Source organism: Streptomyces sp. Ru72, assembly GCF_002920635.1.
In the GTDB taxonomy this organism is placed as follows: domain Bacteria; phylum Actinomycetota; class Actinomycetes; order Streptomycetales; family Streptomycetaceae; genus Streptomyces.
The window spans coordinates 1-26981 of sequence record NZ_PQSR01000082.1 but is presented as its reverse complement, the minus strand read 5'-3'; the positions used below and the strand labels follow the sequence as shown (position 1 = coordinate 26981).

At 69.1% G+C, this 26981-nt stretch carries 26 protein-coding genes and 3 pseudogenes; 11 read left to right on the top strand and 18 right to left on the bottom strand.

Going from position 1 to position 26981, the window contains the following annotated elements; translation table 11 throughout:
• Nucleotides 1–36: 36 nt before the first annotated feature.
• From C3488_RS29260 to C3488_RS29245, 4 genes are read left to right on the top strand one after another with little or no spacing between them, the layout of a single operon-like run.
• Nucleotides 37–1332 carry a hypothetical protein gene (locus tag C3488_RS29260; protein ID WP_146067948.1) on the top strand — a complete coding sequence of 432 codons (1296 nt, stop codon included), beginning with the start codon at nt 37–39 and terminating at the stop codon, nt 1330–1332.
• Nucleotides 1319–2077: a hypothetical protein gene (locus C3488_RS29255; RefSeq protein ID WP_146067947.1), complete on the top strand. Its 759-nt coding sequence runs from the start codon at nt 1319–1321 to the stop codon at nt 2075–2077. Before C3488_RS29260 ends, C3488_RS29255 begins: the two co-directional genes overlap by 14 nt.
• A complete protein-coding gene (locus C3488_RS29250) occupies nt 2070–2726 on the top strand; it encodes a hypothetical protein (RefSeq protein WP_258053748.1) in 657 nt (218 codons plus the stop codon). The genes C3488_RS29255 and C3488_RS29250 overlap by 8 nt, the downstream gene beginning before the upstream one ends.
• The gene (locus C3488_RS29245) at nt 2723–5836 is read left to right on the top strand and encodes a hypothetical protein (protein ID WP_103843899.1); all 3114 of its coding nucleotides are present in this window, start codon (nt 2723–2725) and stop codon (nt 5834–5836) included. Before C3488_RS29250 ends, C3488_RS29245 begins: the two co-directional genes overlap by 4 nt.
• A 60-nt stretch (nt 5837–5896) precedes the next feature.
• Here C3488_RS29245 and C3488_RS29240 read toward each other — a convergent pair whose 3' ends face one another.
• The 5 genes from C3488_RS29240 to C3488_RS29220 all read right to left on the bottom strand — a co-directional run bounded on the left by C3488_RS29240 (nt 5897) and on the right by C3488_RS29220 (nt 9992).
• A complete protein-coding gene (locus tag C3488_RS29240; protein WP_181139243.1) occupies nt 5897–6349 on the bottom strand; it encodes a YbhB/YbcL family Raf kinase inhibitor-like protein in 453 nt (150 codons plus the stop codon).
• Nucleotides 6350–6913: 564 nt separating this feature from the next.
• Nucleotides 6914–7558: a TetR/AcrR family transcriptional regulator gene (locus C3488_RS29235; protein WP_103843897.1), complete on the bottom strand. Its 645-nt coding sequence runs from the start codon at nt 7556–7558 to the stop codon at nt 6914–6916.
• A gap of 29 nt (nt 7559–7587) precedes the next feature.
• Nucleotides 7588–7992, bottom strand: a complete 405-nt coding sequence (locus C3488_RS29230; RefSeq protein ID WP_103843896.1) for a PaaI family thioesterase — start codon at nt 7990–7992, stop codon at nt 7588–7590.
• A 56-nt stretch (nt 7993–8048) separates the two neighbouring features.
• Nucleotides 8049–8651, bottom strand: coding sequence for a cysteine hydrolase family protein (locus tag C3488_RS29225; RefSeq protein WP_103843908.1), 603 nt, complete (start codon nt 8649–8651; stop codon nt 8049–8051).
• 96 nt (nt 8652–8747) lie between these two features.
• Nucleotides 8748–9992 carry an MFS transporter gene (locus C3488_RS29220; protein WP_103843895.1) on the bottom strand — a complete coding sequence of 415 codons (1245 nt, stop codon included), beginning with the start codon at nt 9990–9992 and terminating at the stop codon, nt 8748–8750.
• A gap of 141 nt (nt 9993–10133) precedes the next feature.
• Between C3488_RS29220 and C3488_RS29215 the strand changes: the two genes are divergently transcribed.
• Nucleotides 10134–11069, top strand: coding sequence for a LysR family transcriptional regulator (locus C3488_RS29215; RefSeq protein WP_103843894.1), 936 nt, complete (start codon nt 10134–10136; stop codon nt 11067–11069).
• A gap of 42 nt (nt 11070–11111) precedes the next feature.
• Here C3488_RS29215 and C3488_RS29210 read toward each other — a convergent pair whose 3' ends face one another.
• From C3488_RS29210 to C3488_RS29205, 3 genes are all read right to left on the bottom strand, one after another.
• Entirely contained in the window at nt 11112–11807 is a 696-nt protein-coding gene (locus C3488_RS29210) for a site-specific integrase (RefSeq protein ID WP_258053749.1), read from the bottom strand.
• Nucleotides 11708–12076 (bottom strand): restriction endonuclease, encoded by a 369-nt coding sequence (locus C3488_RS42415; RefSeq protein ID WP_308460699.1) that lies wholly within the window; start codon nt 12074–12076, stop codon nt 11708–11710. The genes C3488_RS29210 and C3488_RS42415 overlap by 100 nt, the downstream gene beginning before the upstream one ends.
• 759 nt (nt 12077–12835) lie before the next feature.
• Nucleotides 12836–13153, bottom strand: a complete 318-nt coding sequence (locus C3488_RS29205; protein WP_103843893.1) for a hypothetical protein — start codon at nt 13151–13153, stop codon at nt 12836–12838.
• Between the two features lie 198 nt (nt 13154–13351).
• Here C3488_RS29205 and C3488_RS29200 point away from each other — a divergent pair, with 198 nt between their 5' ends.
• Together C3488_RS29200 and C3488_RS29195 are read left to right on the top strand one after the other, a co-directional pair.
• Nucleotides 13352–14914 carry a WD40 repeat domain-containing protein gene (locus C3488_RS29200; RefSeq protein ID WP_181139242.1) on the top strand — a complete coding sequence of 521 codons (1563 nt, stop codon included), beginning with the start codon at nt 13352–13354 and terminating at the stop codon, nt 14912–14914.
• A 205-nt stretch (nt 14915–15119) separates the two neighbouring features.
• Nucleotides 15120–15596 (top strand): annotated as a pseudogene (locus C3488_RS29195) (transposase); the annotation flags it as partial.
• A 77-nt stretch (nt 15597–15673) separates the two neighbouring features.
• Here the strand turns inward: C3488_RS29195 and C3488_RS29190 are convergent.
• The 3 genes from C3488_RS29190 to C3488_RS29180 form a co-directional block, all read right to left on the bottom strand.
• Nucleotides 15674–16222, bottom strand: coding sequence for a putative immunity protein (locus C3488_RS29190; RefSeq protein WP_103843891.1), 549 nt, complete (start codon nt 16220–16222; stop codon nt 15674–15676).
• Between the two features lie 95 nt (nt 16223–16317).
• Nucleotides 16318–17187, bottom strand: a complete 870-nt coding sequence (locus tag C3488_RS29185) for a PhzF family phenazine biosynthesis protein (protein ID WP_103843890.1) — start codon at nt 17185–17187, stop codon at nt 16318–16320.
• A 214-nt stretch (nt 17188–17401) separates the two neighbouring features.
• Entirely contained in the window at nt 17402–17653 is a 252-nt protein-coding gene (locus C3488_RS29180) for a DUF1330 domain-containing protein (RefSeq protein WP_103843889.1), read from the bottom strand.
• On the opposite strand from C3488_RS29180, the gene C3488_RS29175 reads away from it, so the two are divergent.
• Nucleotides 17652–18263 (top strand): recombinase family protein, encoded by a 612-nt coding sequence (locus tag C3488_RS29175; protein WP_103843888.1) that lies wholly within the window; start codon nt 17652–17654, stop codon nt 18261–18263. The two genes, C3488_RS29180 and C3488_RS29175, sit on opposite strands and share 2 nt — an antisense overlap.
• Nucleotides 18264–18668: 405 nt before the next feature.
• Here the strand turns inward: C3488_RS29175 and C3488_RS29170 are convergent, their stop codons facing one another.
• From C3488_RS29170 to C3488_RS29160, 3 genes are read right to left on the bottom strand one after another with little or no spacing between them, the layout of a single operon-like run.
• Nucleotides 18669–18911: a hypothetical protein gene (locus C3488_RS29170; RefSeq protein WP_146067946.1), complete on the bottom strand. Its 243-nt coding sequence runs from the start codon at nt 18909–18911 to the stop codon at nt 18669–18671.
• A 10-nt stretch (nt 18912–18921) separates the two neighbouring features.
• A complete protein-coding gene (locus C3488_RS29165) occupies nt 18922–20025 on the bottom strand; it encodes a WXG100 family type VII secretion target (RefSeq protein ID WP_258053745.1) in 1104 nt (367 codons plus the stop codon).
• Nucleotides 20026–20078: 53 nt separating this feature from the next.
• Nucleotides 20079–20411, bottom strand: a complete 333-nt coding sequence (locus C3488_RS29160; RefSeq protein ID WP_258053744.1) for a WXG100 family type VII secretion target — start codon at nt 20409–20411, stop codon at nt 20079–20081.
• A 105-nt stretch (nt 20412–20516) separates the two neighbouring features.
• Between C3488_RS29160 and C3488_RS42745 the strand changes: the two are divergent.
• Both C3488_RS42745 and C3488_RS40800 read left to right on the top strand, forming a co-directional pair.
• A pseudogene (locus C3488_RS42745) lies at nt 20517–20684 on the top strand (transposase); the annotation flags it as partial.
• A gap of 44 nt (nt 20685–20728) precedes the next feature.
• Entirely contained in the window at nt 20729–20983 is a 255-nt protein-coding gene (locus tag C3488_RS40800; RefSeq protein ID WP_181139241.1) for a hypothetical protein, read from the top strand.
• 424 nt (nt 20984–21407) lie between these two features.
• On the opposite strand, the gene C3488_RS29150 is transcribed toward C3488_RS40800, so the two are convergent.
• From C3488_RS29150 to C3488_RS29130, 4 genes are all read right to left on the bottom strand, one after another.
• Complete coding sequence (locus C3488_RS29150) at nt 21408–22013, bottom strand: bifunctional 2-polyprenyl-6-hydroxyphenol methylase/3-demethylubiquinol 3-O-methyltransferase UbiG (protein WP_103843884.1); 606 nt, start codon at nt 22011–22013, stop codon at nt 21408–21410.
• Nucleotides 22014–22579: 566 nt separating this feature from the next.
• Nucleotides 22580–23434, bottom strand: a complete 855-nt coding sequence (locus C3488_RS29140) for a transglutaminase family protein (RefSeq protein WP_258053743.1) — start codon at nt 23432–23434, stop codon at nt 22580–22582.
• The gene (locus tag C3488_RS29135) at nt 23431–24369 is read right to left on the bottom strand and encodes an alpha-E domain-containing protein (protein ID WP_103843882.1); all 939 of its coding nucleotides are present in this window, start codon (nt 24367–24369) and stop codon (nt 23431–23433) included. Before C3488_RS29135 ends, C3488_RS29140 begins: the two co-directional genes overlap by 4 nt.
• Nucleotides 24366–25910, bottom strand: coding sequence for a circularly permuted type 2 ATP-grasp protein (locus C3488_RS29130; protein WP_103843881.1), 1545 nt, complete (start codon nt 25908–25910; stop codon nt 24366–24368). The genes C3488_RS29135 and C3488_RS29130 overlap by 4 nt, the downstream gene beginning before the upstream one ends.
• Nucleotides 25911–26549: 639 nt before the next feature.
• Here C3488_RS29130 and C3488_RS29120 point away from each other — a divergent pair.
• Nucleotides 26550–26848, top strand: a pseudogene (locus C3488_RS29120) (integrase core domain-containing protein); the annotation flags it as partial.
• Nucleotides 26849–26981 lie beyond the last annotated feature (133 nt).

The following is a 26981-nucleotide window of genomic DNA, read 5'->3' as shown; positions in this document are numbered from 1 at the left end:
GAGGGCCCTGTGTGAAGGGGCACCGAGGTGAGTCCCGTGCACGACGACACCCGTGTTGACACAGACCGGCGGCTGAGCGACGCACAGCAGTCGGACAACCTGCGGACGTTTTTGGGGGCGGCTGCCCGGCACAGTGGGGGCACGGTCACCGACCGTGAGCATCTGCAGATCACCCGGGACATCGCGGAAGGATTTGCTGCTCACAGCGGTCAGGGCGGGGCTACGAAGACTCAGGTGTGGGAGTGGATCAAGCAGCACGCCTCACCCGCCTATGCGATGGAGGCATTCGAGTCCCGGTGGGAGGTCTTCGAGAGCGAGCGGCTCATTCGTCCCCACCGGTCCAAGAAGCACCAGCTGCGGCATTCCTTCCATCCGCTCGGCACGGTCTTCCTCATGATCTGCGACCGGCTGGAAAACCGCGGCGGCATCGACGAGCTGATCGCCCTGCTGGACCGTACGCAGGAACTTCTCGACCGCGACCACCCCGACCGTGAGGCGGTCGCCGACAACATCGTGTTCTGCCAGTGGGTGTTCCAGACGTTCGCCGTGCAGCTGGAAGCGCTGGTTCTCGACGGCACGCTGAAGGAGCTGATGGAGGACCAGTGGCAGTACCACCATCAGGACTTGGACCAGCGGGTGCTGCGCCTGAATCACGATGTGAACCGCCACTTCCCGAAGGACGTCGACCTCGCCCACAGGGCTTTCGTCATGGTCGAGGCCGAGCAGCGGTACTCGCACTGGGCCGCACAGGCTCTGCTGCGTGTGCTGGACCGCGCCGGGACGACGCTGGACTTCGATGTCCTGTCGGCCGAGGAGTACCTGGAGGCCGCCCGGAACGCCCCGCCGGAGCAGCTCGCGGAGGCCGGCCTCGCGCTGGTGGCGGATGCGCCGCAGGTGTGGCTCGACGCCGGGGCTGTCGTGGACGCCTTGGAGGCGTTCGTGCCTCGTCACCGGGTGCGCTACCGGCCCCCGGTGCCCAAGGGGTCTACCGACCGGGATCCGTTCGGCGCGGTGGCCGAGCGCGCGGCACGGGAACGGGCACGGCGCGAGCGGGCCGCCGACCGCATGCTCCTGGAGCAGGACCGGGCCGAGATGACGGAGGAGTTGCGTCGCTCGCGGTGGCCGAGGGCCGTCCGGCTCCTTACCGACCTGATCCTGCTGGATGCCGATCCCCACGCCCCGTACCGGTTGGAGATGGGCACCGAGCTGATCATCGACCGCGAGGCGTGGGTGACCCACCTGCACCCGGTGACGGTGCACCGTACACACACACCGGCGGTCCATCGGTCGCCGGCCCTGGTGGCAAGCGAGCAAGGTGATGAAGAACCCTGACGCGGCGCTGGTCCTCGCCGCCGCCCGGGCAAGCGGGGCACTCCCCCCTGACCGTCTTCCGGCGAGCCTTGTGGCGCGGGCCGACAAAGTGGCTCATGCCGCAGGGCGCAGTCTGGTGGAGTGCGACTGCCCGCGGCCCGCGCCGGCCGGTGCCGTCGGCCCTCCGAGCCCGCCCGGCCGTGCACTCGTGCTGGGCTGGTCGGAGACTCCGGTTCCCGAGGAACTGGGCACCTACCCCGTCACCCGGCTCACCCCGACCCAGACGATCACCTTTGCCCTTTGTCTGGCCCAGGCATGGCCGGACCCGAGGATGCCCCTGTACCCGGGCCGTTCTTTCGAGCGAGCCGAGATCCTGGACATGGCCGGTGACATCGGACTGGATGTGAACTTCGCCAAGGCCGCACTCGACGGCGAACTGCAATGGCTGTTGCTGATCGTCCGCGAAGCTCGTCGGCTGCGGCTGCGGCTGGGGCCGGCGGTGGCCGCGCTGCCCGACACCTTCACCGAGACGATGCGGCGCTTCCACGACCTGCTGCCGGGCCCCGACGTTGCCCCGCCGATGTGGGAGGCCGAGGAGGCCGCGTCGATGCGGGAGGACGGGGAGGCCGCGTCGATGCGGGAGGACGAGGACGCCGCGTCGATGCGGGAGGACGAGGACGCCGCGTCGATGCGGGAGGACGAGGACGCCCTGCCGACGCGGGATGCCGAGGACGCGCCGCCGATGTGGGAGGACGAGGATGAATGAGGCGCCGCTCTCAGACCACGACGAAGCACAGGTCCAGGCCGCCGTCGCCGCGGTGGAAACCACCGACGGGCTCGTGCCCCGCGAGGCGTTTCCCGCGCTGCAGAGCGATGCGCTGCGGGCGGTCGTCGCCCGCCGCCTGGCCGCGCTGGGTCGCGTGTTGCTGATCCGCGAGTACCACGGGACGAAAGGCTTCACCAGCGGCTATGACGACAGCGTGGCCGAACGCCTGGCCGCCGAGGGCATCGGGGTCCTGCCCCCTATGGACCGGGCGGTGCTGGTTTTGGTGCTGCTGCGTACAGTGGCGGCTCCCAGAGCCCGCGGTGTGCACGGCTCGGCTTCCTGGCTCACGGACGTGCCGGGTACCAGCATCGAGGAGCTGTACGCCAACCCGCACTTCACCTATGAGCAGCTCCGTCCGGCGGTACGCCGCCTCAAGGCACGCCGCCTGCTGCGGGAGGGTTACCACCGCACCCTGCTGCCCGGCCCGGCGCTGCTGCGCCTCACCGACGCACAGTCCGCCCGGCTGTGGGAGGACCTGGTACTGGTCACCCGTCCCGACTCCATGTACGCCCGGGCCATCCGCCGGCGCCGCGAGGAGCAGCCCCATCCCGGCCGCCGGCCCGGCCCCTCGCGCGAGACATCACCATGATCACCCTCATCCCACCGCACCAAGCGCAGCCCCCGGACGATGCTCCGACGAGCCTGGGAATCATCGGCGACCGGCAGCTGCTGTGCGTCCAGACCTTCGACATCGCCCGGCATCCCTCCACTGCGGTCGGGCTCATACCCGGCTGCTTCGTCGCCGTCACCGGAAAAGGGCCCAGGGATGCGAACGAGTCCGGGAAGACCAGCTGGCTGGCGTCCGTCGCCCTGCTCCTGGGCGATCCGGAATGGCGGATGCACAGCAGCGGTCCGGCCGCCGTCGCGGATCTGCTCTTCGAGCCGCAGACCGCCGGGGTGGCCGCCCAGGGTTACGCACCGGCGACCAGCGGCTACATCGCCGGGCTCTTCGCCGCCCCGGACGACGTCGTCGGCACCGCCCACACCGTATGGATGAAGCTGTCTGCCACTCCGACCTATGTCGAGGTCCGGCACGCCCCCGGCGTTCACCTGGCGACCGCCCAGGACGACGACGAACGCCACCGTCAGGCCGCCGAGATCTACCGCGGACTGTCCTCGGCGTCCTCACTGGGAGCCACCCGGTACGCGACCGCCCTGTACGGACCCGTCCCCCGCTGCCTCGCCTTCCTGACCTCCCGGGGCAAACGGCGCGGCGGACCGTCGCTGCTCAAGCTCGACACCGGCCTGTTCACCCCCGCCGGCATTGGCACCGCACTGATCGGGCTCACCGGCCGCGCCTCCCTGCTCGATACCGACGCCTTCCTGCGCCATGACCTGAGCGAAGCGGAGCACGAGCTGCAGACCAGCCGGACCGAGGACGCCGAAAGCCATGCCGTCGAGGAACGAGCCCTGCGCGCCGTTACACAGCGCAGCAGCGCACGCGAGGAACTCGCCCGCGCTCAGGACGTGTGGGCCCTCCACTACGCCCGCGGGCTGCTCGACGCTCTTGAGCGTGCCGAACAGCTGCAAGCGGCGCTTGACGATCACGCCGAGACGCTCGCGCGAGCGCGGGACGAGCGAGCGTCAGCCGAAGCCGCTCAGCAGGCGCTCGAGGACCCTACGCGCCTGGAGCACCAGCGCGACGCAGCAGAACTCGCCAGGCAGACCGCCGAGCGGCTGCTGGATCAGGCCCACGACGACGAGTGCGGTGCACGTCACCGGCTCGGCTCGCACAACCAGGCTCTCCAAGAAGCCGAGGACGCCGCGGCCGGGGCCCGGGGGGATCTCCACGAAGCCCGCCACGAGGCCGGCCGGGCCCATCAGCGCACGGTCGCCTCTGAGGTCCGCCTGGCCGCCGCCGGCGCGCGGCTTCAGGACGCCCGCGACGACCTCTCCCGGGCCGAAGAAGGACGCTACGGCGCCGCCGGACGGACGATCAGCACATTGAGCAAGGCGGGAATCAGCGCGATGGGCCTGCTCGACGGGCTCGGTCTACCCAGCGCGGAGCGCTGCGCATGGGAGCCGCGCCTGGCGCTGTACGGCGACGCCGTGTGCATCAGGTCATCCGACGTCCCCGCCGCCCGCAGAGCCCTGGTCGGCCAGCCGGGCGCCGTCCTGATAGCCGTACCCGACGATACGGATGGACATGGCGGCGACCCCGTGCGGGGCTTCCTGGATGCCCTGGCCACGCGGACGCGCCTGGAACACAGCCCGGACACCGCGGTCGATAACGCCCTCGGCCTGTGTGTGCTGGGCGGGTTCGCCGAACCGTTCATCGGCCGGACCGCCCTCGTCGAACGCCTTCGCACCGAAGTGACAGGGGCCGAGCAGGGCCTCCTCGCAGCGCACCGGCTGTGTGACCAGGCCAGGGAAGCCGAAGCGCAGAGCGACGACCTGGTCCGCCGCCTGGAGGCCATCGCTCTCGCCGCTCACCTGCGGTCGCAGCGCCCGGCGCTCGAAGGCGAACTCGCCGCTCTCCAGCGCAGGACCGCGGGGCGTAAGCAGGCAAGGGATGCTGCCGAGAGCGCCCTGCGGCAAGCGGTCGTCACCCACGCGACCCGCGCTCTGCAGTACGCCCAGGCCCAGAGCGTGATCGACAGGGCCCGGTCGGTCGAACGGCAGGCCGCCGAACAACACGCGGCCCTGGAGAAGCATATGGCCGCTCTCGACATCACCTACTGGCAGGAGCACGGCGGCAGCCGCGAAGCCGCCCTCCGCGCCCTGCGCCGGCCCACGACCTCACCCTCTGTCGTGGGCGGGCAAACCCCGCAACCCGAGCGCCGTACCGAGAGCACTTTGCGCCAGCGGGCCGGCCGTCATCTCGACCACGCTTTCGAGGCGGTCGGTATCGACGCCGAAACCGGTGCAGGCGCGCCGACCACCGCACTTCAGGACGCCGTCCGACGCCGCAGCAATCTGGGTGACGACAGTGCCGGCCGTCCGGTCGCCGATGCCACCGCGTTCGAAGCGCCCGCCCGCGCTCTGCAGGACTGGCTCGACCGCTTCGCCGACTCCGACGCCTCGGCCGCCCGACGCATCGCCGCCGAGCGTGCCGCGCGCGCCGACCGGATCGCCTTCGGCGAGCAGAAGGTCGCCGACCTTCGCGAAAGCCTTCACGCCATTCAAGGCAGCATCGCCCTGCGGCTCGAACAGGCCTTGGACGACATCGAAGACGCGCTCGCCACGCTGAACCGCGACGCCGGTCTGTACGGTGCCGAACTCCACCGCGTGCTCGCCCCGCCGCCCTCCCTGGAGGACGTGTGGCGCTGCGAAGTGACACCGTACTGGCGGCGCAGTCCCCACGGTCCGCTGCTGCCCTACGACAACATCACCAACTCGGCGCAGGAGAAGCTGTTCTCCATCCATCTCGTCCTGGCCGCACTCCTCGCCTCGCCCCATCCACGCGGCCGCGTGCTCATCCTCGACGAACTGGGCGATTCCCTCGGCACGCACCATCGCCAGGAGGTTCTCGGAGCCCTCGCCAGAAGCACGCGGGAACACGGCATCACGGTGCTCGGCACCTGCCAGGAGTCGCTGCTGGACGACGCCGCCGAACACTGCGGCGAACTCCTCTACTTCACCTATCCCAGCCACACGGAGGCGCTCAACGCCCCCACCCGCATGTTCGGCTACGACTCCAATGGCGAGCGCGTCGAGCTGACCATGGACACCCTGCTGGCCGGGCGCGCCTGGTGGTGAACCAGGCGACACCCGGGACCCGGATGGCGCCCGGCGAACATCCTGCGCCCACAACGGTGGTCAGCGTTGGAACGTGCCCACGAGCGTGCCGCTCGCCAACTCCCGGCCCTCCACAGCACGATGCACTGCGTCGGCTGTCGGCCGGCCGTGCAGGGGAAGCGGCTCCGATACGGCCCACAGGCGGAAGAAGTAGCGGTGCGCCCCGTGCCCCGGTGGGGGCATCGGACCGCTCCAGCCGGTCCGGCCGAAACCGTTGGGCCACTCCTGGCCGCCAGGGGGCGGCTCTCCCTGCGCCGCACCGGTACTCCCCGGATCGATACCGGTGACCAGCCAGTGCAGGAACGTCCCGCCCGGGGCGTCGGGGTCCTCGCAGAGCAGGACCAACTCCGACGTACCGTCCGGCACCGCCGACCAGGTCAGCGGTGGCGAGACGTCATCGCCCTCTCCGCTGTGGCGCCGGGGGATTGCCGCATGGTCGTCGAACGCCACGCTCCTGAGCTCCATTCCAGTCATACGCGCGGCCCTACCCGGAACGGCACGGTCGGCACCGGCCCAGGCGGGCGGAACACCCCATTGGCCGAGTACGCCGACCAGCGCACCGGGAACTCGTGAGAGGGACCTGATACGGAGCACACGATGCCGAAGAGAATCCCCGGCTCGGGCAAAGCGACCGTTGCACGCCGTTTGGCCGTCCGAGTTGCTGCGGCTCGCGGCCGCGGCCGACCACCCCAGCGAGCACCGCCGGTCCGCGCGATCGTAGACGCCGCCCGCGCTCGCAGCCTGGACATCCCGCTGGTGACGGACTTGGTCTCCACCCCGGGCGCCGGGGTGAGCGCGACAGTGAGGGGCCGCTCCGTCTCGGTCGGCAGCCCCGCCCGCCTCCTGGACAACCACACCAGCCACCCCGTCATCACCGTTGCCGCAGGATCCGCGCCGGCGTCCTCCGCTGCTCCTCCACCCAGCCGTGCGCGGCCGGTCCCTCCTCCAACTCCGCGGCCAGACCACGCGGATGTCGGCCCTGACAGTCCTGGCCTGGTGGTTCATGTGCTCGATGAGTAGTCGGCCGATGCCCCTGTTTCAGCTCGACGGCATCACGGCCGACATCGAGGGCCTGGACGCGTGAGATGCGGTGAGAAGAGCGCCGTGGACGGCTGCGGATGCCGCCCGCATGGGGTAGTGAGCGGTGTCCGGAGGCCATGCGTCGCGGCCCTGGTGGATCAGGAGGGAAACCGCGCCATGCACGCTGGCACACAGCAGTCTGGCGGTTTCGGTTTTGCTCTCCACCGGTAGACCGGCATCAAGACAGGCCGCGACCTTGTCTCGGAAGTATCGGAAACACGCGTCCTCGTTCTGGCGACTTGCTTCAGTGGCTTCGCCGTCCATCACCAGTCGGTAGTGGGAGGGGTGGCGAAGCCCGAACGCGATGTAGGCGACGCAGGTTTCGTAGAGCGCCGTCACAGGATCCGAGACCCCTCGGGACACTGCCTCCAACTCGGTGAACAGTGAACTCCACACACGCAGGCACGTGGCGTGGACGAGTTCCTTCTTCGAGGCGAAATGGAGGTAGATGGCTGGAGGGGTGACTCCCGCGCTGGTCGCTACTGCGCGAATCGTCAGAGCGTCGGCGCCACCGTCTTCGAGCAGACGATCGGCGATGTCGAGGAGCTGGTCGCGGAGCAGGCCGCCCTGGCCCTTGGCAGCGCGAACACGGGAGCCGGTCATGGAGAGGGAGCCTTCGGGAGAGAGTGAGATCAGGATGTCTTCGGCCTGACGGCGGTGACCACCTGGGTCACCCGGGCGCACAGTTCACCTCTGGCATCATGCACGTTGACCTCGACGACGGTGTTGCGGCCTACACGCAGGGGACGAGCTGTCGCAACGACGTCTGTGTGTGCTGGCCGAAGGAAGTGCGTGGTCGACTCCACGGTGGCCGGTGCGGCGCCCGCCGGACCGTTGAGGGCGGCGCACACGGCACCGCTCACATCGGCGAGTCCCATCAACGCTCCTCCATGGAATCCGCCCCCCACTGTGGAAAGAGAGAGATCGTGCGCCAGCGTGGCTCGAACGCCGTCTGCCGTCATCTCTTCGAACACGACTCCGAGTGTCTTGGCGTACGGCGCGAGAGCGTAGATGTCTTCTGCTCCGAGTGTGGGCACGGGTTACCCTCCCAAGTGAGTAAATGTCGTTAAGTTATCGACGTTAACTCAGGCCGTCAACCAGGACTCCCGACCAGGGTGTGCAGCTCGGTGGTGTCGATCATGTGGGCCCGTGAGGGAAAGACATGGTGGAGCAGGACGTGGTGGACTTCGGTGTCTGGATCGGCCACGCCGTCGGACAGGACGTAGAGCTGGTAGTCGCGGTCGGCCGCGTCGATGACGGTGGACAGGACGGCGCCGCTGGTGCTGACGCCGGAGACGACCAGAGTGGTGATGCCGCGCTCGCGTAGCTGCTGGTCGAGGTCGGTGGTAGACATGCCGCCGTAGCGGATCTTGCGCACGACGATGTCGCCGTCCTGGGGAGCCAGACGCTCGTGGATGGCAGCGGCAGGGTCCTCGTGGTGCATGACGCGGTGTTGGGCCATCGGGGCGAAGGACTTGTTGGAGGCCGGGATCGCGTCCCAGTCGGCATCGGTGAAGCCGACGCGTACGTAGGCGATGGTGCCGCCGTTTGCGCGAACGTCGGCGATGGCCCCTTCCACACGACCGAGCAGGGCGTTTCGGTCCTCGCCTTCGGGCACAAAGGCCAGGATCGCGGGCTGGAAGTCCATGACGAGAAGAGCGGTGTGGGTGGGATCGAGTGCGGGGGCAGTGCTCACGCGAGTGTTCTCCTTGCTGGTGGTGTGACTGTCGACGCGGACGCGCACCGGTGGACCGGCTGAGGGCTGCGGACTTCAGTGGTGAGTTGCGGTGTCTCATGAGTGGCTGCGGGACAGTTCCGGCTCGTGCTGCGACGTCTGGTCCTGTCGGGGAAGCAGGAGCGGTGTGGTCAGGATGAGCAGTCCTGCGACCGTGAGAGCGGTACGGGGGCTGGTGACGTCGGCGAGCAGCCCGGCGAGTGTGGTGAGGACGGCGATGGAGGCCTGCTGGCCGATCGACCAGGCCGACAGGGTGCGGGCCACGAGATGCTTGGGGGTGTGTTCGAGCCGGTAGGTGGCGAGCACCGGGCTGTACAGGCTCATGTTGATGATGATGGCCAGCTCGACGGCGATCACGGTGACGAGGCCGACGACGCCGGGACGGACAAAGGCCAGGCCGATCAGCCAGATGGCGCGCAGGGTGCCGACGGTCCGGAAGACCGCGTGCTGGCCGTAGCGGATCACGACACGGCGGGCCAGCCGGGAGCCGATGAGTCCGCCGACACAGGGCGCGGCGAAGGCGAGGCCGTACTGCCAGGGCGGGAACCCGAGCTGGCGAAGCAGGAGCACGGCCAGCAGCGGCTCGGTGGCCATGATCAGACCGCCGACGAGCATGTTGTTCAGGTAGAGCGCCCGCAAACCGGGGTGCCCCATGAGGTGTCGCCAGCCGTCGAGCAGTGCGCCTGCCCGGACCGGGTTCTTGTCGGTTGTTCGTGGTGCTTCTTCCTGGCCGCGGATCGCGATGATGCCCAACGCGGAGAGCAGGTAGCTGAGTGCGTCGGCCACCACGGTCGTGACCGGCCCGAACAGGCCGATCGCCGCCCCGCCCAGCGGTGGCCCGACCGCGATGGAACTCCAGTTCGTGGACTCGAACCGCGCATTGGCGACGAGCAGGTCATCCGGTCGGACGAGAGCCTTGAGGTAGGCGCCGCTGGCCGCGTTGAAGGCGATCTTGGCTGCGGCGACCACGGCCGAGACAACGAGCAGCTGGACGAAACTGAGCCATCCGAAGGCGTAGGCGACGGGGATCGTCGCCATGGCCGCAAACCGCGCCAGATCCATCATGATCATGACCGGGCGCTTGCGCCGGAACTCCACCCACGGCGCGAGCGGCACCGCGATCAGCGCACCCACCGCAGGCCCCACCGCGGACAGCGCGGACACCTCAGCGGGTCCGGCATGCAGCACCAGCACAGCGATCAGCGGCAACGCCCCGAACCCCAGACCGGACCCATACGCACTCACCGCATATGACGCCCACAGCCAGCCGAACTGCCGGCCCAACCGTCTTCTGCCCACCATGCTCAGCGCACCCCCTTCGATGGCTCCACCCGAGCAAACTGACGTTGACCGATGAGAGATAAGCGGGCAGGAGAACAGCAGGTCAAACAACTGACCTGCCAGCAATCCACAACGACCAGTTGTTCACTAAGGTGGGTCGGCGTGGATCTCGAAGCAGTACGTACCTTCGTCGCCGTCGCGGAAGCGGGGCAGTTCCAGAAAGCCGCCGCCGACCTGTCGATCACCCAGCAGGCCGTCTCCAAACGCATCGCCGCGCTGGAGCGCACCCTCGGCGTTCGGCTGTTCACCCGTGCCCCACGCGGCGCTGAACTCACCATCGATGGTCAGGCGTTCCTACCCCACGCACGCGAGCTGCTGCGCGTCGCCGAGCGTGCGGGCGCGTCCGTGCGCCCCGGCCGCCGTCCGCTGCGCGTCGACGTGATCGCCTCGCGCAGCGCGCAGTCGGGCCTGATGCGCGGCTTCCACCACGCACACCCCGAGATCGACCTCGACGTGGTGATGCTGTTCGACATCGAGACCGCCGTCACCGCCCTTCGCTCCGGTGCGATCGACGCGTCCTTCCGCGCCGTCGCCGCGCCCGGCCGGCCCCTTCCCGAGGACATCGCCTCCGTCCGGGTGCTCGACGAGCCGCTCCAGCTCCTCACCGGCCCCGCCCACGCACTGGCGGGCGCCCGGTCGGTGACCGTCGCCCAGCTCACCGGGCACCGGATCTGGATGCCCGGCATCGCCCCCGGTACCGAGTGGGGCGCCTACTACGACGACCTCGTCGCCGAGTTCGGCCTCACCATCGAGGTGACCGGCCCCAACTTCGGCTCCGACGCGCTCCTCGACACCATCGCCGACACCCCTGCCCTGGCCACCTTCATGGGCGAGCACACCCGCCTCATCTGGCCCGCCGACCACGACCTGCGCCGCATCCCGGTGACCGACCCGACGCCCGTCTACCCGCACTCGCTCCTCTGGCACCGCGACAACCCCCACCCAGCGCTGGCCACCCTCCGCGCCCACCTCGCCGCCACGACGGCCGGCCACGAAGCCGCCGGGACCTGGGCACCGGGCTGGGTGATTCCGCGCTGAACGGCCCCGCCCGCGCGGGCCAGCCCTGCCCGGCACAGGCGGTCAGCGGCGGGCGTCGCCGGGGGCGAGCAGGCTGGTCAGCTCGGAGATCGCCTCGGGAGAGGGCTTGAAGTAGCGGCGGACGTTCTCCGGCTTCTTGTGCCGGGACTTCGCCATCAGCATCAGCAGCGAGGCACCCTGCTCGCCGAGGTGGGTCAGGGCGGAATGGCGGTACTCGTGCAGGTCCCAGCCCGTACCCGGCCCGCGCAGGGCGGTGTGCTCGTCGAGCAGGGCGCGGGCCTGCCCGTACGACAGCCTGGCCAGCCCGGTGTCCGGGCATACGTCGCGGGAGCTGACGACCTTGCCCGGCCCCGGGCGGCGGTGGGTGACGAACACCGGCCCGCGGGTGCGGCCTTGAGCAGTCGGGGCAGCAGCCGGGCGGTGCCGGCGTCCCAGTACACGGTCTCCAGCACGTAGTCCTCGCGTGCCTGGCCCCGGCAGCGGGCCTTTCCGGGCACCCTTGGCCTTGACCAGGCAACGACGCCCGGCGAAGTCCAGCTCCTCGATGTTGACGCCCAGGATCTCCTCGGACCGCCCGGCGGTCTCGTAGAGCATCCGCCACAGCGTCTTCTCCCGCAGGTGCACCTCCCTGCGCGCGATCAGCCGGTCGACCGCGATGAGCCGGTCGACCGCCATCTTCGAGCGGGCCGGGGTCTCGGAGTCCGGCACCGCCAGCCGCTTCGCCCACGCCGGGACCATCGGTCTCTCGTAGCCTCGCTCACGGCACCAACCGAGCCAGGACAGCACCCCCGCCCGGCGTGAATTCCAGTCCGCGCCGTGCACCTGCGGGCGGTGCCGTTGAGCACCTGCAGGTCCGGGGTACCCACCGCCGAACCACGGTCACCGTTGCGGCGGTGCTTGCACTGGATCACCCAGCCCCGCCCGAACGGGTCCGTCGCCTTCACATCCGCGCCCAGGTCCCCGCCGCCCCCGACACGGAGGGCATCCCGACACCCATCGCGCGCCATCAGCTCCCGCACCGCGTGCTCGAAGCCGGTGTGGTGCAGCGCGTCCAGCTGCGGAAGCGCGTACCGCAGCCCCTGCGCCCGCACCGCCTCCCACCGTGCCTGCTGTCGCCTCTGGTAGACCCAGCCGGCACCAGTCGGCACGCCGAGCACCAGAGCGACGACCAGCGCCCACCAGTGAGTCGCCAGCCAGTTGACCACCGTCACGACCACGGCGACGACCACAGCAGCCGGGATGAGAACGCCGACCAGCTGGGCCTCCGCCTGCCGCTGCCGCCTGCTTCGCCGTCGAGGACGCCGCCGGACCGGCGGCCGACGCCGCGTCACCGGTCACCGCCTTGAGACGGGAACCGGATCGGGTACGACACCGTGGGCTGCGGACGCTGCGGCACCTTTCAAGGTGTCCACCGTGTCGAACTTGATCGGGTAGTGCACCGTCGACTGCGGTCGCGGACTCGCCCCGCCACTGGCCGGCGCGTTGCCGTTGCCGAACCCCACGACTGCTAACGCGACCACGGCAAAGATCGTCGTTTCCCTGCGTGCGCCCGCAGCCCACCGCGAATGCCCGCGAACCGGTGTCCCGTCAGAGCGCACGTACGGCCGTACCCAAGGCATGAAGCCTCTCCCTCCTAGGCAAACCCCGCACAGCCGTCCATCGTGGCAGCAGGCACTGACAATGGGGGCCGCTCTGCTGCTACCCCTGCCGCTGTCTGCGGGCAGTGAGGGCACGGGCGAACCGTGGTGCCCGCTCAGCCCTTTCGTTCAGGCTTGACCGGACGGCCCACTGTGGCTTCTCAGCCGTGCTCGCAGGCGCGTGACAGCGCGGTGGCCAAGGCGTCCGCAGGCGCCGGCGGTGATAGTGGCGAAGAACGCGCAAGCGCCGGCCCGGGCATCCTGGCCGAGCACGAAACCGTAGTAGGCGACGCCCGCACCCAGAAGGGTGCTTACGACTCCGAGCAGCACGCTGAGGCCGATGGCGATCAAGTCGTCGCGCAGCTCGAGCCGAGCGAGCCGGTCCAGGACTTGAGTAACGGAGTCGGCCGAAGTGTCCGGGTTCCCCGGCGTGTTGGTGGTGTCCATGGCTTCAGTGGACGGCACGGACAACGCCTGGAAGGCATGGGGCGAACTGATCCGGAGCACCTTGATCAGCGCAGATCAACGCCGCACATGGTGAATCACCGAACGTTGCGCTCGTGTACTGCGTTGTTCGGCGAATTACGGCACCGTTCGCTGCTGTTGCGTCTAGCATCGTGGCCGCACACGTGTGGGGGAGACGACATGGACAGCCAGAGCAGCAATCCGCAGGAGACGCCACGTACGTTCGAACAGGAGCTGGGAACCCTCGCCGAACAGCTCAAAGAGCTGTGGGTCACGTGCGGCGGACCTGCGTACCGGCAGGTAGTGAGCCGGGCACCTGACTCCCAGCATCTGTCTGTTTCGGGAATCAGCGAAGCCCTGAACGGCAAACGACTGCCAGAGCTTAACTACCTGATCGCTCTGGTTCGGACCCTGCTCTCGTTCCAAGACGGCAAGCCAGTTCACCGGGACGATCGTCGTCTTCAGCCGTTTCGCGATCAATGGCGGAAGGCGAAGCGGTTGAAGCAGCGCAGGAGGAGCGCCAGCGCCTCACCTCAGCCAACCACAAGCGATGCGGCTCAGGAGAGCACCGACGTCAGGCAACCCGCTCCGGCCGAGGCCAGCATGCCAGTGCAGTCGCCAACGCCCCAACGGCAGGACTCTTCTCCCGGAAGCGCCCCAGAGACCGACCGTGCCGCAGAAAGAAAGTGGGAGGCGGAACGGGCACAACTCCTCCGAGCTCTTCGGTCGGCCACCACCCGCATCGAGGATCTAGTCGACGCGCTGTACGACCGGATCCCAGACAACGGACACACACTGGGCCCCCCATGGGGAAGCGGGGCGCTCGCCTTCTCCCCCAGCGACGACCTGATCGCCACTGGCGAGTTGAACCAAGTGCGTTTGTGGGATTCCGCCACTGGCCGCCCAGTGGGCGAGCCGCTCGTCGGCGACGACAGCCACGTGAAATGCCTGGCCTTCTCGCCGCAAGGGGATCTGCTCGCCTCCGGATACAATGACGGAACACTACGCCTGTGGAATCCCGCTACTGGCTGGCCAGTGGGTGAACCGCACTCCGGCCACGACAGTCAGGTCCAGTGCCTGGCCTTCTCCCCGGACGGGCAGCTGCTCGCCTCCCTAGACGACGATGGCTCAGTGCGCCTGTGGAATCCCGTCACTGGCCGGCCAGTGGGTGAACCGCTCGCCGGCCACGAGAGCCGTGTGTATTCCCTGGCTTTCTCCCCAGACGGACTGCTCGCCACTGGCAACATCCACAAAGTGCAGTTGTGGGACCCCACTATCGGCACGCGCGTCAGCAACATCATCTGGGACTACGACGGCGTCGTGACGTGCCTGGCGTTCTCCCCGGACGGGCACCTACTCGCCACCGGAGACAACAGCGGATCCCTGCGCCTGTGGCATCCGGCTACTGGACGATCGATGGGCGCTCCCTTGGGCAACCACACTAGCCCGGTGAACTGCGTAGCGTTCTCCCCGGACGGGCGTCTGCTGGCCTCCGCAGACGGGAGCACAGTGCGCCTATGGGACCCGAACACCCGCTGCATGGTCGGCGATGCCTTCAACAGCCCTCACCCAGTCGTCGATTTCGTGGCCTTCTCTCGCGAAGGCCGCGTGCTCGCTTCCAGCGGCGGCAGTAGCCCTGTGTGCCTGCGTAAGACCCCTACCGACTGGTCGGAAAACGGAAAGGTGCTGGAACCCGGCAAACGCCGTCGCAAGGGCATGTCCGGGTGGCTGTCGAAAACATGAAGCCCCATCATGGGGGCTCCGCCCCCACGCCCCCGGCCCTCCAATCCAGGGTGTGAGCAGCTCGGTCCGGCCCCCGCAAGGGCCGGGGTGAGCGGCCTACACCGGGTAGCGGAACGCCTTCGGCCCTCACGGTCCTGGAGACCCGCTCTGAGACTGGCGCCGCTGCCCACCGGTGGGTTCCGTGGCGGTGACGTGGGTGTCGGGCGACGCCTGTGGCCAGGCCGCCGACGACCTCGCCGAGGCCACCGACGCCGCCTTCCATCAGCACGCAGACAGCGAGATCCTGCTCAGCTTCCCCGGCCTCGGCCCCCTGCTGGCAGCCCGGGTCCTTGCCGAGATCGGCGACGACCGGACCCGCTTCGCCGAGGCCAGAGCCCTGAAGTCCTACGCCGGCTCCGCACCTATCACCCGCGCCTCCGGCAAGAAACGCTTCGTCGGCCGCCGCTTCGTCAAGAACTACCGCCTCATGAACGCTGGCTTCCTCTGGGCGTTCTCAGCCCTCCAGGCCTCCCCCGGAGCGAACGCCCGCTACCGCCGCCGACGCGAACACGGAGACTGGCACAACGCCGCCCAGCGACACCTGCTCAACCGCTTCCTCGGCCAACTACATCACTGCCTCCAGACCCGGCAGCACTTCGACGAACGAGGCGCCTTTGCACCGCTGCTTCAGGCATCCGCATGACTCGGGAGATGGCCGCGGCTCTGTCAGCGAGTGTCTGACACCCCTCATTGGAGGCCGTGCCATCCGAACGCTGAGAGTCATTCAGTGAGGGTGAGTGAGCGGAGGTCAGCGTCCAGCATGCGGATCAACTCGCCCACCCGTCCACCGCCACCCGGCGCTGTCGGGAAGCGTTTTAGCACGTCGACGACGACCGGTGTTGCACGGTGCACCATTCGCTTGAGGTGTTCAGCACCGACGCTCCGATCGTCGTCGGCGACGAGTTCGGCCGTTCTGGCTGCGTAAGCGCCGGCTCCGAGAATGTGCTTGACCTGGGTGGCCTTGGCCAGCGGATGCAGGTAGGCGGCGCCTGCCGCAGACGTCGCTGCCCACGCTGCCTCTCGCGCAGCCGCCGTGTGTGCGTTCTTGGCTGCCTTGAGGGCTGCGGACGCTGTGTCACGCAAAGATTTCCCGCGCTCGCCGCCCCGGGCGAATGCCCACGCGGCGCTGATGGCGTCTCGAGGCCGCGAGTCGTCCGGCCGATCAGCCTCGAAAATCTCCAGCACGACCTCCGCAGAAGCCGCGGCGAACGCGGTGACTGCACGAAGATCCTGCTTGCTCAGAACGATCTCGCTCGCTTCCCCTGTCATGCTCCCATCCTCGATGATTCCCGCCGGACCGCGCGGCGGTATGACGGTCTCGGCCACTCATGCTGGCTGGCCTCCGAAGCAGCCAGGATCGCGCCTCAGCGTCCGTCGCGGACCACCGCTAACCCGCCGACCCGGGTCGTGATGCCCGCCGGCCCGCGTCGGGCCGAAGCGAGCACGCTGGCCGGTCGACCGAGGGTGTCGCCCTGCTCCACCTCGATCGTGACCGTCTGCGCCCCTGCCGTGTCGAGCAGGTGGGCGGCCAGGCAGCCGGTGCTGTTGGCGTTGGCGACGTCCTCGTCGACACCGATCGCCGGCGCGAACATCCGCGCCGCACCCGGTCGGTCGCCCACCGGCGGTGCATACACGAAACAGCCGAGGAGCCCGTACCGCCGGCACGCCGCTGTCAGCCTGCCGAGGTGTGGGCGGACTCGGAGCAGCGCCGACCGGTCGCGGACCGGTACCAGCATGCGTGGTGCGCCGGGCGCGGCGATCCGTGGCGCGTCGGTCGGATGCGGATCGTCCACGGTGAGCCCGAGCGCGGCGACGATCGCGGCGCGCTCGTCCGGTGCCGGGTGACGCAGCGCAACGAGGCCCTGGTCGAACCACACCTCGATGCCGGCGGGGCGGCGGATCGCGACGGTGTCGAACGTGCGCCCCCCGGTGTGTTGGCGGTCGTTCAGCTCGCCCAGCGCGGTGCGGGTCAACCGGACGGCCTGCGCGGCAACGGTGCCGTGGCCGCAGCCGGACAGTTCGGCGGTGGCGGTGAAGAACCGGACCGGCCAGCCACCGTCCGGCGCCCGCCCCGGGCCGAGGAACGCCGCGTGCGAGGTGCCGGCCGCAGCGGCGACCGCACGCCGGTCCGCGTCCGTCGCCGCCGGGTCGTCGTCGGTGACGGCCGTGGGGCTACCGCCCCGGCCGTCGCGCCGCACGCACGCATCGACCACCGTGACATCCGGCCAGGACATCGGCCCACCTTTCACGCTCATTTAACGGTCAACGAACCGGCTACCGCGAACGGCGTCCGCCGCTCATCGGGAGACGCCGACCAGCCCCTGCTGCGGGCTGGGCGGCGGGGGGCGGTTGGGTTGCCTCGGGCCTGACGCAACGTCACGATCGTTAACTGCTCGCCCTCAAGATTCCCGACAGAGTCCTTCAGTGAAGATCCGACTGGACCTCGGTTCAGTCGATGCCTTCGACGATGCGGAATTCGCGCTCGACGCCGCCGGAGAGGGCGACCAGCGCCTCCTGGTATGCCGCACGCTCGCGCGCCGCGACGGCCTGCTCGAAGCTGTCGAACTCGACCAGGACGGTGCGCTCGGCGATTCCGGCGTCATACGCCACGACCCGACCGCCACGGACGAGGACCCGACCGCCCCCGGCCTTGACGGCCAGGCGGGCCAGCTTGTTGTGTACGTGGACCGTGGACGGCATGAGCTACAGCGCCATCGCCGCCCAGCTCACCCGGGAAGGCATCCCCTGCCCCTCCGCCCACGACGCCACCCGCAATCCCCACCGTAAGAAGACCGCATGGCAGCAGGGCGCCGGGCGCGCCATCCTCCTCAACCCCCGCTACACCGGCCACGAGGTCCGGAACAAGCAGCGCAAGGAAGAACGCCTCCTCGACGTCGACGACGTCACCCTCGGCCACCGCACGCACATGACCCACAATCCCGTCGAGGAGTGGATCCGCTCCAACGAACCCGCCCACGAAGCGATCACCAGCCACGATCTCTTCGATGCCGCCCGCACCGTGCGCACACAGCGCGCCCGCAACCAGGGGCGGCAGGAGCGGGCCGGAAAGCAAGGCGAACGCCCCTACGCGCTGCGCGGGCGGGTCCAGCACGCCAAGCGATCAAAACTGCGAGCGACGACTCGCCCGCTACCAGGCAGCCCTCGAAGCCGGAGCCGACCCAGCCGTCGTCACCCAGTGATCAACGAGGCGCAGAAAGATAAGGAGGCGGCACGGAAAAGCTGGACGCGCTCCCCACCGTCACCAGAAGAAAGGAATCCCCACTCAACGCGCAACAGATCCGCGAGATGACTGAGAGTCTCGGAGAGATTGCACAGCGCATCCGAACAGCCCACGCCGATGCGAAGGGCCCGCTCTATGAAGCCCTGGGCATCACAATCAGCTAAGAACACGCCACGAGGACCGCAACCGTAAGGGGCCTCTGCCGCGGGCAGATCGCACTGATCACTGGACCTGAGAACGCCGTGCGACGCAACCAACGTCGCTTCTCTGCCGATCGGCACGATTCGACGTCGCAAGATCCTCGGCGGACTCGTCAACGAGTACCGCGCAGCCTGAGGCCACATCACCGGTCGGCCGAATCAGCGCAGGTCAGCAGCGATGCGCGAATATCGGCACCTTCAGGCGGTAGCAGACCTGCTGTTTGGCACCTGTCGCCCTGCCGCCCGCGTCAGGGGCCACGGGGTGTGCGGCTCATTACAGCCACACGCCGACGGCGATGATCGCGAGGCCCACGACCCCGAAGCACCCCGTCGTGGCAAGGAGCACCCGCCAAAGACCCTTTTCACGCGGCTGCTCGGCGTGACGCCACATGGTGAAGCCCGCGGTCACACCCGCGAGGATGAGTGCACCCCCAGCAATAACCACCAGCGCCGAGAAGAAGCCCTTCCAGCCGGGATCGTAGTTCGGGTTGTTATGGGCGACCCCCGCGAGGATCACGTTCCCGAGCTCACCGTACACAGATCACTCGCCCGCTTTCTCGGCGTGCTTGGCCAGGTTCTGGACATCCGACTCGATGCCGGAGCCCGCCGCGTAGACCGCCGTGTTGAGGCCGGCGCTGAAGGAGTTCTTGTACGCGGAGTCGGTGAGTTTGCCCCTGTCGCTGAGGTTTTCGCCACCGAGGCTGCCGTGTTCCTCCATGTGGTGGAAGTGGGCGTCGTTGGCGGCCTTTCCGGTCGCTCGGGTCACTGCGTTCGTCGCTGCGTCCCACCCGATCGTCGCGCCGTCCTGTTGGTTCCACACGTCGGCCGTCAGGCCGCCGCTGATGTTGCCCAGCGCCCCGTTGACCGCGCTCCCGGCCCGGCCCTCGCCGCCGAGGACCTTGCCGACCGCCCGTCAGGTGGGCGCCTTGGGCCAGCGACGCGCCACCCGTTGTGAAAGCGGCCGTGCCCAGAGCTTCCTTGCCGCCAGTGGCGAAGTCCTCTTCCACCGTGATCGGCTGGCCGTTGAGCGCCTGGTTGAGCATCATGCTGCCCGAGTCGGCGACGAAGTTCGTGGCGAAGCTCTCGAGCCCCTTCTTGGCAAAGCTTCCGAGGACCTTTACCCCGGTTGTGAGCATCTTCTCCACGAATGCGGCTGACTTCTCGGCGAGGCCGCAGAACCTCTCGATCAGAGCCGCCACCTTTTCCGCGGCCGAGGTGAAGAGCTTCACCAGGTCGACGATCCTGGCTACCCGCGCGGCCACGGCCGTGTTCGCGACGAGGTCGGAGAGGAAGCCGGTGAAGAACGACAGCGCCGCCCCGGCCACCTCCATCTCGGCGATCTCGACGCAGATGTCGATGATCTCCTCGTTGATCCTGTCGATCTCGTCGGCGTACGCCCGCAGCCCGTCGGCCACCTGGTGGAAGTTGTGGGCGACGTCCTGGATGACGTGCTTCTGCTCCTCCCAGTGCTTCTCGAAGGCATCGCGGGCCTCACCGTGCCAGCCCTGCTTGTCGACGCCCTGGATCTGGACGTCGATGGCATGCACGACTTCTGTCAGCTCGTCGCCCATGGTGTCCCAGGCACGGGCGACCGAGCGGAGCGTGTCGCCGTTGCCGCCCGGGAGTTGCACCCCGCACGCCTGGAGGATCTCCAGGACCTTGCCGTCGATCCAACTGTCGATGCTCACGCCGGGTCTCCTGCCCGCCATGTCGCTGCGCGGAGGTGGTCCACGGCGGTCTGGTCCGAGTCCTTGTAGTTGGTGGCGTTGAGCCGCAGTCGGTCGCCGTCGCTGGTGAGCACGCCGGGCAGCTGCCCGAGTGCCTTGAGGGTGCTGTTCAGGAGCGTCTGGTACTTCTGCGCCGCACCGTCGCAGGCGCCGAGCAGGCCGAAGGCCTCTCCGATCTCGGATGCGGTCGCCGCGAAGCCGTGGATCGGCTTCGCCAGGTCCGTCGCCTCCCTGTCGAACTTCCCGGCCAGGTCGGTCAGCCTGTCGGGGTCGACACCGAACTGGCTCATTCCGCTCCCCGTAGTCGAATGCATGAACAGACCAGCACTACCGGAGTCAGCGATCCGCAGGGAAGGGCTTTTACGGCGTCAAAGCGCGATGTTGTCATGCCCTTTGGCGAGAAGATCCACCACCTGCTTCTCGCGCAGGGCTCTCTGGACGGTGGCGGCCTTGGCGGTGCGGTTGCGGCGGCGGTGACTGGACAGCGGATAGGCGTGCCCCGCGACCGGGACGGCTCCTTCGAGCCGAAGATCCTCAAGAAGCGACAGAAGCGCCTGACCGGCGACGGCAAACCCGACGTACTCGGCCCCGACAGCCAGGGCGGCCTGTGGCTCTACCCCCCCCCGGCACCGGCGCAGCCACCAAACCGCTGGGCGCCCGAAGCAAGATCGGCACGAGCTGGGGCATCTACAACACCGTCATGGGCATCGGTGACCTCACGGGCGACGGCAAACCCGACCTGCTCGGCCGCGACAGCCAAGGCGGTCTGTGGCTCTACCCCGGCACCGACGCAGCCACCAAACCGCTGGGCGCCCGGATCAAGATCGCAACGAGCTGGGGCATCTACAACACCCTCCTGTAGCCCATAGGCCGCTGAGCCCATGGCGGGGTCCCTGGCCACAACTCGCCAGGGACCCCGCTATCCCGCCCACGGCATCCCTGGATCCCGGGACGTAAGCGCTGTCCGGGCAATCGGACTCCGGAACGAAGCCGCGGAATGACCGGCGAAAGCTACGGTCAGGACCGAATGGGCTGAGAGAACAGTCGGCGCCTCCGCAAACCTCCGCATGAGACCGACACGAACCCCTACGGCTTCGCGCTGTGAAGACGCAGGCAGCGCGTTGCCTACACGGAGATCGCCACGACCCTGGCGGGGCCGCACGGGGCGACCGCAAGCAAAATGCCTGGTCAACGCACTGACCAGGTATTCCACGATGCGTGTCCGAGGGGCGAGTTGACCGCTGACGACAGGGTCGTGGTGGCGTAAGGACACCTCGTGGTGCAGCTCAGCGGCGGTGGACGCTGACGGCGTAGCCGCCGCCGTCGTAGGGGTCGGCTTCCCAGGTGGCGAAGCGGTCGACGAGCGTGAGGCCGGCCGTGGCGCAGCAGTCGTCGTACTCGGGCAGCGTGACGCTGGGCGGCACGGGCAGGTGGGCTTCGTCCAATCCGAAGCCGGCCACCAGCAGACCGCCAGGGCGCAGGGCCGCGGCCAGGCGTTCGACCACCGTTGCCTCGGTGCCGGCGGCCAACAGCGGGAAGATGTTGCCCGCCGCGACCACAAGATCGAAGTCGGCCGCGACGCCGAGCGCGGCCGGCGCGAATTCGGCCAGATCGGCCTGGAACCAGGGCAGCTCGGGAGCCTGTTTCCGGGCCACTGCCAGCATCGACGCATCGAGGTCCACCCCGACACACTCGTACCCGAGACGCGCGAGCCGGATCATGACCCGGCCGGTACCGCACCCGGCGTCCAGCACCCGTGCTCCTGTGGGCACGAGCGACGCGCAGAACCGCGCCTCGCCGTGCATATCCTTCCCGCTACGGGCCAGGGCCGCGAACCGTGCGGCGTAGTCCTGTCCGGACGTGCCCCCGGTCAACTCATTCCAACGGCTCATGCGGCCCAATATAGGTCGCCCGTGCACCGCTCGAGGATGCGACCGAGTCCGCGGCGCTGAAGGCCGTCGCCGAGAAGGACGGGAAGGGCAGCAGGCGTCGGCGTGGCGACGTCATCAGCACAACCGACACCGGGACGGCGCGGCGGCGTCTGCGCCCCGGTCCGAGACTTGACCTGCGTCTCGGGGTGGAGTGCGAGGCCGATCGGATCCAAGATACCGTCGTGGGTCGACCGGACGAGCACGCCGGCCACGGGCGGCAGCTGATAGAAATCTCGGCTGACCAGCGTCGATGCCTGCCGTAAATCGTCTGCCCCGCCCGATGCTCTTCGGTAAGTGAGGCTCCAGACGAGCCCACTTCTCGTTCGATAGGTCCCCTCGCCCCACGCGGACCAGACCGATCACCGCCAAGGGGAGTCACGCGGCCTATTCAGACAGACCCTATTCGTGCTCACGCGGCGGAGCCGCATATCAGACACAGCCCCGCACCCCTCCTGCTCGGTGTCGGGTGCCGCGTCATGAAGGGGTCGTCCGGAGGGCCGGGACTGGTTCCCGGCCCTCCGTCGCGTTCAGGCAACCTGTGTGAATTCCACGGTCACCTCCGGCGGCCCGCCCGCCACCCCCCGGTACACGCCCTTGTGCGGGGGCACGTCGTCGTAGTCGCGGCCACGGCCGACCACCACGTGGGACTCGTCGGCGCGGGTGCGATTGGTCGGGTCGTAGCCGCACCAGTCGCCCGCCCAGTACTCGATCCAGGCGTGGCTCTGCCCGGCGACCGGGTGGTGGAGCTCGGCCTCCTTCTCCGGGTGCAGGTAGCCGGAGACGTAGCGGGACGGCAGCCCCAGGCCCCGCAGCAGGGCGATGGTGACGTGGGCGATGTCCTGGCAGACGCCAGTGCCCTGCTCCCAGGCCTCGGCGGCGGAGGTGGTCACGCCGGTGGTGCCGGGCAGGTACGACACCCGGTCGGCGACCAGCGAGGAGACGGCGACGGCCGTCTCGTGCGGGTCGAGGCCCGCCGTGACCTCCCGCGCGTGGGCGATCAGCTCCACCGGGACCGTCGTACGCCCCGTCGGGTTCGCGAACTCCAGCAGACGGGAACGCGTGGTGCGTTCGACCACCTCCGCCCAGCCGGGCGGCTCGGGAAGCGGACCGGGCGGGCCCGTCTCGACCAGGCTGGACGCGGTGATGGTGAGGTCGGAATGCGGGTCCATGAGGTCGAAGCCGGTCACCTGGGTGCCCCAGTAGTCCCAGTACGACCAGGTCGCGGCCGACGGGCCGACGGTCACCCGACCGTCCAGAGTGGTCTGGCCGGGCAGCGTCAGCGGGGTCATGCGGACCTCATTGTGCGAGGAGACGGCGGCGTGCGCGTAGGAGACGCGCGTGACGTGCCGAATGCGGAGGCGGCGGATTCCCTTGCCGGTCACGCTCGCGCCCCTTCCTGGGCCCACTCGACGGCCCCCTGGTACGGGAAGAACCGTTCCGCCACCGCGTCGGCGGACGTCATGCAAGCCTGCTGCAAGTCCCGCAGCAGTACCGGTAGTTGTTCTTCAAGGGCGTGCGAGTCCAGGTACTCAAGGCGGGTTCGCAGGCGGCCGATCGGGCGGCGAGCCGGATCCTGGCGCGGGCGGCCCAGCGCAGTCAGACACTCCTCGGCCGTGGTCAGCGCATGCAACGCCGAGCGCGGGAAGTCCCGGTCAAGAAGCAGGAATTCGGCCACCCGCGGGGTGTCGCCGAAACCGCCGTACACGCGCGCGTACGCCTCGTCGGCGCCGCTCGCGCTCAGCAGCGTCGGCCAGTCCGGCGCGTGCACTGCATCCAGCACGCGCACACTCAGCAGCCGTACGGTCATGTCGACCCGCTCCAGACTCCGGCCCAGGATGACGAACCGCCAGCTGTCGTCCCGGCTCATCGTGGAGTCCGCGAGCCCGAAGAAGAGAGCCGCTCGGCGTCGGACGAGCTCCAGATAGGCGTACGGACCCGTACGCCGGGCGGCGAGCCGCTGGTCGGCGAGGGCATGCCAGGTGGAGTTGAGGCACTCCCACATCTCCGAGGAGACGGCCTCACGGGCGCTGCGGGCATTGAGCCGAGCGGCGCCCAGCGCACCCTCGATGGAACCGGTCGAGCGGGCGTCGAACGCGAGCTGGTCCAGCACCTGCTGCATGTCCACCGGTTCCGCCCCCGCGTCCACACCGAGGATCGCGTACAGCGACCGGCAGGCCACGTCCTCGTCGCGCCAGGGGTCCTCCAGCATGCGGTGCAGATAGGCGTCGAGGATCCGGCCGGTGGCGTCCGCCCGCTCGACGTACCGCCCGGTCCAGGTCAGCGCCTCCGCTATCCGGGAGAGGATCACGTCGTTCACTGCTGCTGCGCCCCTTCCTGTAGGAGCATGGGGGTGCCGTCGGGACCCAACTGGCGGGGAGCGACCTCGGGCAGATCGCCAGAGCGGACGGGGGCCGGCCGCTCAGCGGGCCCCTCGGCGAGTACCCAGGTGTCCTTGGAGCCGCCGCCCTGACTGGAGTTGACGATCAGGTTGCCCTCCTGGAGGGCGACGCGAGTGAGGCCGCCGGGCAGCACCCAGACATCGTTGCCGTCGTGCACGGCGAACGGGCGCAGGTCGATGTGGCGCGGCGCCATGCCCTCGCCGGCGAGGGTGGGGGAGGTGGACAGGGCGACGGGCCGCTGCGCGATGAAGCCGCGCGGGTCGGCGATGACGGCTTTGCGGGTGCGTTCGAGGGTGTCGGAATCGGCCTTCGGCCCGATGACGATGCCCTGGCCGCCCGCTCCGTCCACGGGCTTGACGACGAGCTGCTCGATCTGGTCGAGGACCGCCTCCAACTGCCCCGGTTCGTCGGGCCGGTAGGACTCCACATTGGGCAGGACCGGTTCCTCGGACAGGTAGTACCGGATCAGATCCGGGACGTAGGTGTAGAGCAGCTTGTCGTCCGCGATCCCGTTCCCGACGGCGTTGGCGAGCGTGACGTTGCCGGCCATCGCCGCGCTCATGATCCCCGGGCAGCCGATCACCGAGTCGGGCCGGAAGTGCAGCGGATCGAGGAAGTCGTCGTCCAGACGCCGGTACACGACGTGGACGGGCACCTCGCCGCGCGTGGTCCGCATCCACACCCGGTTGTTCCTGCACAGCAGGTCGTGCCCCTCCACCAGCTGCACGCCCATCAGCCGGGCGAGCAGCGCGTGTTCGAAGTAGGCCGCGTTGTTGGGACCGGGGGTCAGTACCACGACCCTGGGGTCGGCGGTTCCGTCCGGCGCGGCGGCACGCAGGGCAGCCAGCAGGCGGTGCCCGTAACCGTCGACGGGCAGCACGTGCTGCTCGGCGAAGAGGGAGGGGAAGATACGGGTCATCGCACGCCGGTTCTCGATCACGTACGACACCCCGCTGGGCACCCGCACGTTGTCCTCCAGCACCCGGAAGTCTCCGGCCTCGTCGCGCACGAGGTCGATGCCGGCGACGTGGATGCGCACGCCCCCGGGAGGCTCGATTCCGTGCGCGACGCGGTGGAAATGGGGGGAGTTGAGGAGCAGCCGCCAGGGCACGACGCCGTCCTCGAAGGCACGGCAGGGACCATAGGCGTCGGCGAGATAGGCCTCCAGTGCCCTGACTCTCTGGCCGACGCCGCGTTGTATGAGATCCCATTCGAGGGCGTCGAGGATGCGCGGCACGAGGTCCAGCGGCCACGGCCGCTCTTCGCCCGCGAAGGCGTAGGTCACACCACGGTCGGTGAACGCCCGCGCCATCTGGTCGGCTCTGAAACGCAGTTCACTGGGTGCGATCGGCTGCAGCGCCGCCAGTACCGGCTCATAGGCGGTCCTGACCTCACCAGGCCGCACAAACATCTCGTCCCACGCGTCGGCCAACGCGTACGCGTCAAATATGTCCGCCATGAGGGGACATTAAGTGCGGCTCGTAACGCGACGATCTCTACGTCATTTCCGGCAGCGCACTCGCGACCGCCCAGCTTGTGGGGTGCCAAAAGTCTCTAGCGCACCCTGAGCGCGGATGGCCGGATGTCCGGGGTTTGCGGGGTGACCGTGCCGGGGGCCGCCAGCTGCGAGGTGACGTTGGGGTGTCAGGTCTCCCGGTGCCCGCTCAGAACAGGGCCAGGCCCTCGCCGCTGGTGTCCGCGATGACTGGCCGGGACTGGGCAGGGAGGCCGTCCAAGCGGTCAGGACCGGCCGTGACGGCCACGGCAGGGGCCGTCACGGCCAACCAGACACGAAACCGCTCGGCGGCTTCGTGGTAAGGGACTTGCACCAGGACACGGTGCTCGCCGCAGGGGCAGAAGTCGACGGCGACAGTGAGCAGGCAGGAACGGGGCACGTTCTGACTGCCCGTCCAGGACACGCGCAGGACACCGCAGGGCTTGCGCCCGTGAGGGGCGCGGTGGGTCGGGCGAGGAGGGCGAGGACCAGACCGAGGGCGACCCGCCGGGTCCAGCTCAGCCAGGCGCGACGGGGCCGACCGTTGCCGTGGGGTCGCACGGCCGACCCGCGCCCGGGACCGGCCTCACCGCCGCCGAGTAGATGGAGATCCTCAGGAGTGCGCCGCGAACACCTCGGATGAACGCCCACTGCGAGCGGGTGATCGGCAGCATCCGGCGCGAAGCCCTCGACCACGTCCTTATCCTGAACGAGGCCCACGCCCGGCACGTCTTGACCGCCTACGAGCGGCACTACAACGACCACCGCCCCACCGCGCCCGCAACCAACGACCTGCGGGCGCCGACCAGCAGCCCATCACCGTGCACGAGTTCGAAAGCCGCAGGCTCCTACGCACCCGCATCCTCGGCGGTGTCATCAATGAGTACCGATACGCGGCCTGACCTGCAGCGACGACTTTCCGAGCCCCACACGATACGGTCGTAGCAGCGCAAGGGTGGCTTGACCTGCGGAACTGAACTCGATCCGTAACGGCCCCATGCCCGCACGGGTCGGCCCGGCCTCGCTTCTTCAGGC

Excerpts from the sequence above, each read along its gene's own strand:
- C3488_RS29255 (WP_146067947.1), top strand. The coding sequence starts at position 1,319 with ATGAAGAACCCTGACGCGGCGCTGGTCCTCGCCGCCGCCCGGGCAAGC.
- C3488_RS29250 (WP_258053748.1), top strand. The coding sequence starts at position 2,070 with ATGAATGAGGCGCCGCTCTCAGACCACGACGAAGCACAGGTCCAGGCC.
- C3488_RS29245 (WP_103843899.1), top strand. The coding sequence starts at position 2,723 with ATGATCACCCTCATCCCACCGCACCAAGCGCAGCCCCCGGACGATGCT.
- C3488_RS29240 (WP_181139243.1), bottom strand. The coding sequence starts at position 6,349 with ATGACTGGAATGGAGCTCAGGAGCGTGGCGTTCGACGACCATGCGGCA.
- C3488_RS29235 (WP_103843897.1), bottom strand. The coding sequence starts at position 7,558 with ATGACCGGCTCCCGTGTTCGCGCTGCCAAGGGCCAGGGCGGCCTGCTC.
- C3488_RS29220 (WP_103843895.1), bottom strand. The coding sequence starts at position 9,992 with ATGGTGGGCAGAAGACGGTTGGGCCGGCAGTTCGGCTGGCTGTGGGCG.
- C3488_RS29210 (WP_258053749.1), bottom strand. The coding sequence starts at position 11,807 with ATGGTCCCGGCGTGGGCGAAGCGGCTGGCGGTGCCGGACTCCGAGACC.
- C3488_RS42415 (WP_308460699.1), bottom strand. The coding sequence starts at position 12,076 with ATGGCGCGCGATGGGTGTCGGGATGCCCTCCGTGTCGGGGGCGGCGGG.
- C3488_RS29205 (WP_103843893.1), bottom strand. The coding sequence starts at position 13,153 with ATGGACACCACCAACACGCCGGGGAACCCGGACACTTCGGCCGACTCC.
- C3488_RS29200 (WP_181139242.1), top strand. The coding sequence starts at position 13,352 with ATGGACAGCCAGAGCAGCAATCCGCAGGAGACGCCACGTACGTTCGAA.
- C3488_RS29190 (WP_103843891.1), bottom strand. The coding sequence starts at position 16,222 with ATGACAGGGGAAGCGAGCGAGATCGTTCTGAGCAAGCAGGATCTTCGT.
- C3488_RS29185 (WP_103843890.1), bottom strand. The coding sequence starts at position 17,187 with ATGTCCTGGCCGGATGTCACGGTGGTCGATGCGTGCGTGCGGCGCGAC.
- C3488_RS29175 (WP_103843888.1), top strand. The coding sequence starts at position 17,652 with ATGAGCTACAGCGCCATCGCCGCCCAGCTCACCCGGGAAGGCATCCCC.
- C3488_RS29180 (WP_103843889.1), bottom strand. The coding sequence starts at position 17,653 with ATGCCGTCCACGGTCCACGTACACAACAAGCTGGCCCGCCTGGCCGTC.
- C3488_RS29160 (WP_258053744.1), bottom strand. The coding sequence starts at position 20,411 with ATGAGCCAGTTCGGTGTCGACCCCGACAGGCTGACCGACCTGGCCGGG.
- C3488_RS29150 (WP_103843884.1), bottom strand. The coding sequence starts at position 22,013 with ATGAGCCGTTGGAATGAGTTGACCGGGGGCACGTCCGGACAGGACTAC.
- C3488_RS29130 (WP_103843881.1), bottom strand. The coding sequence starts at position 25,910 with ATGGCGGACATATTTGACGCGTACGCGTTGGCCGACGCGTGGGACGAG.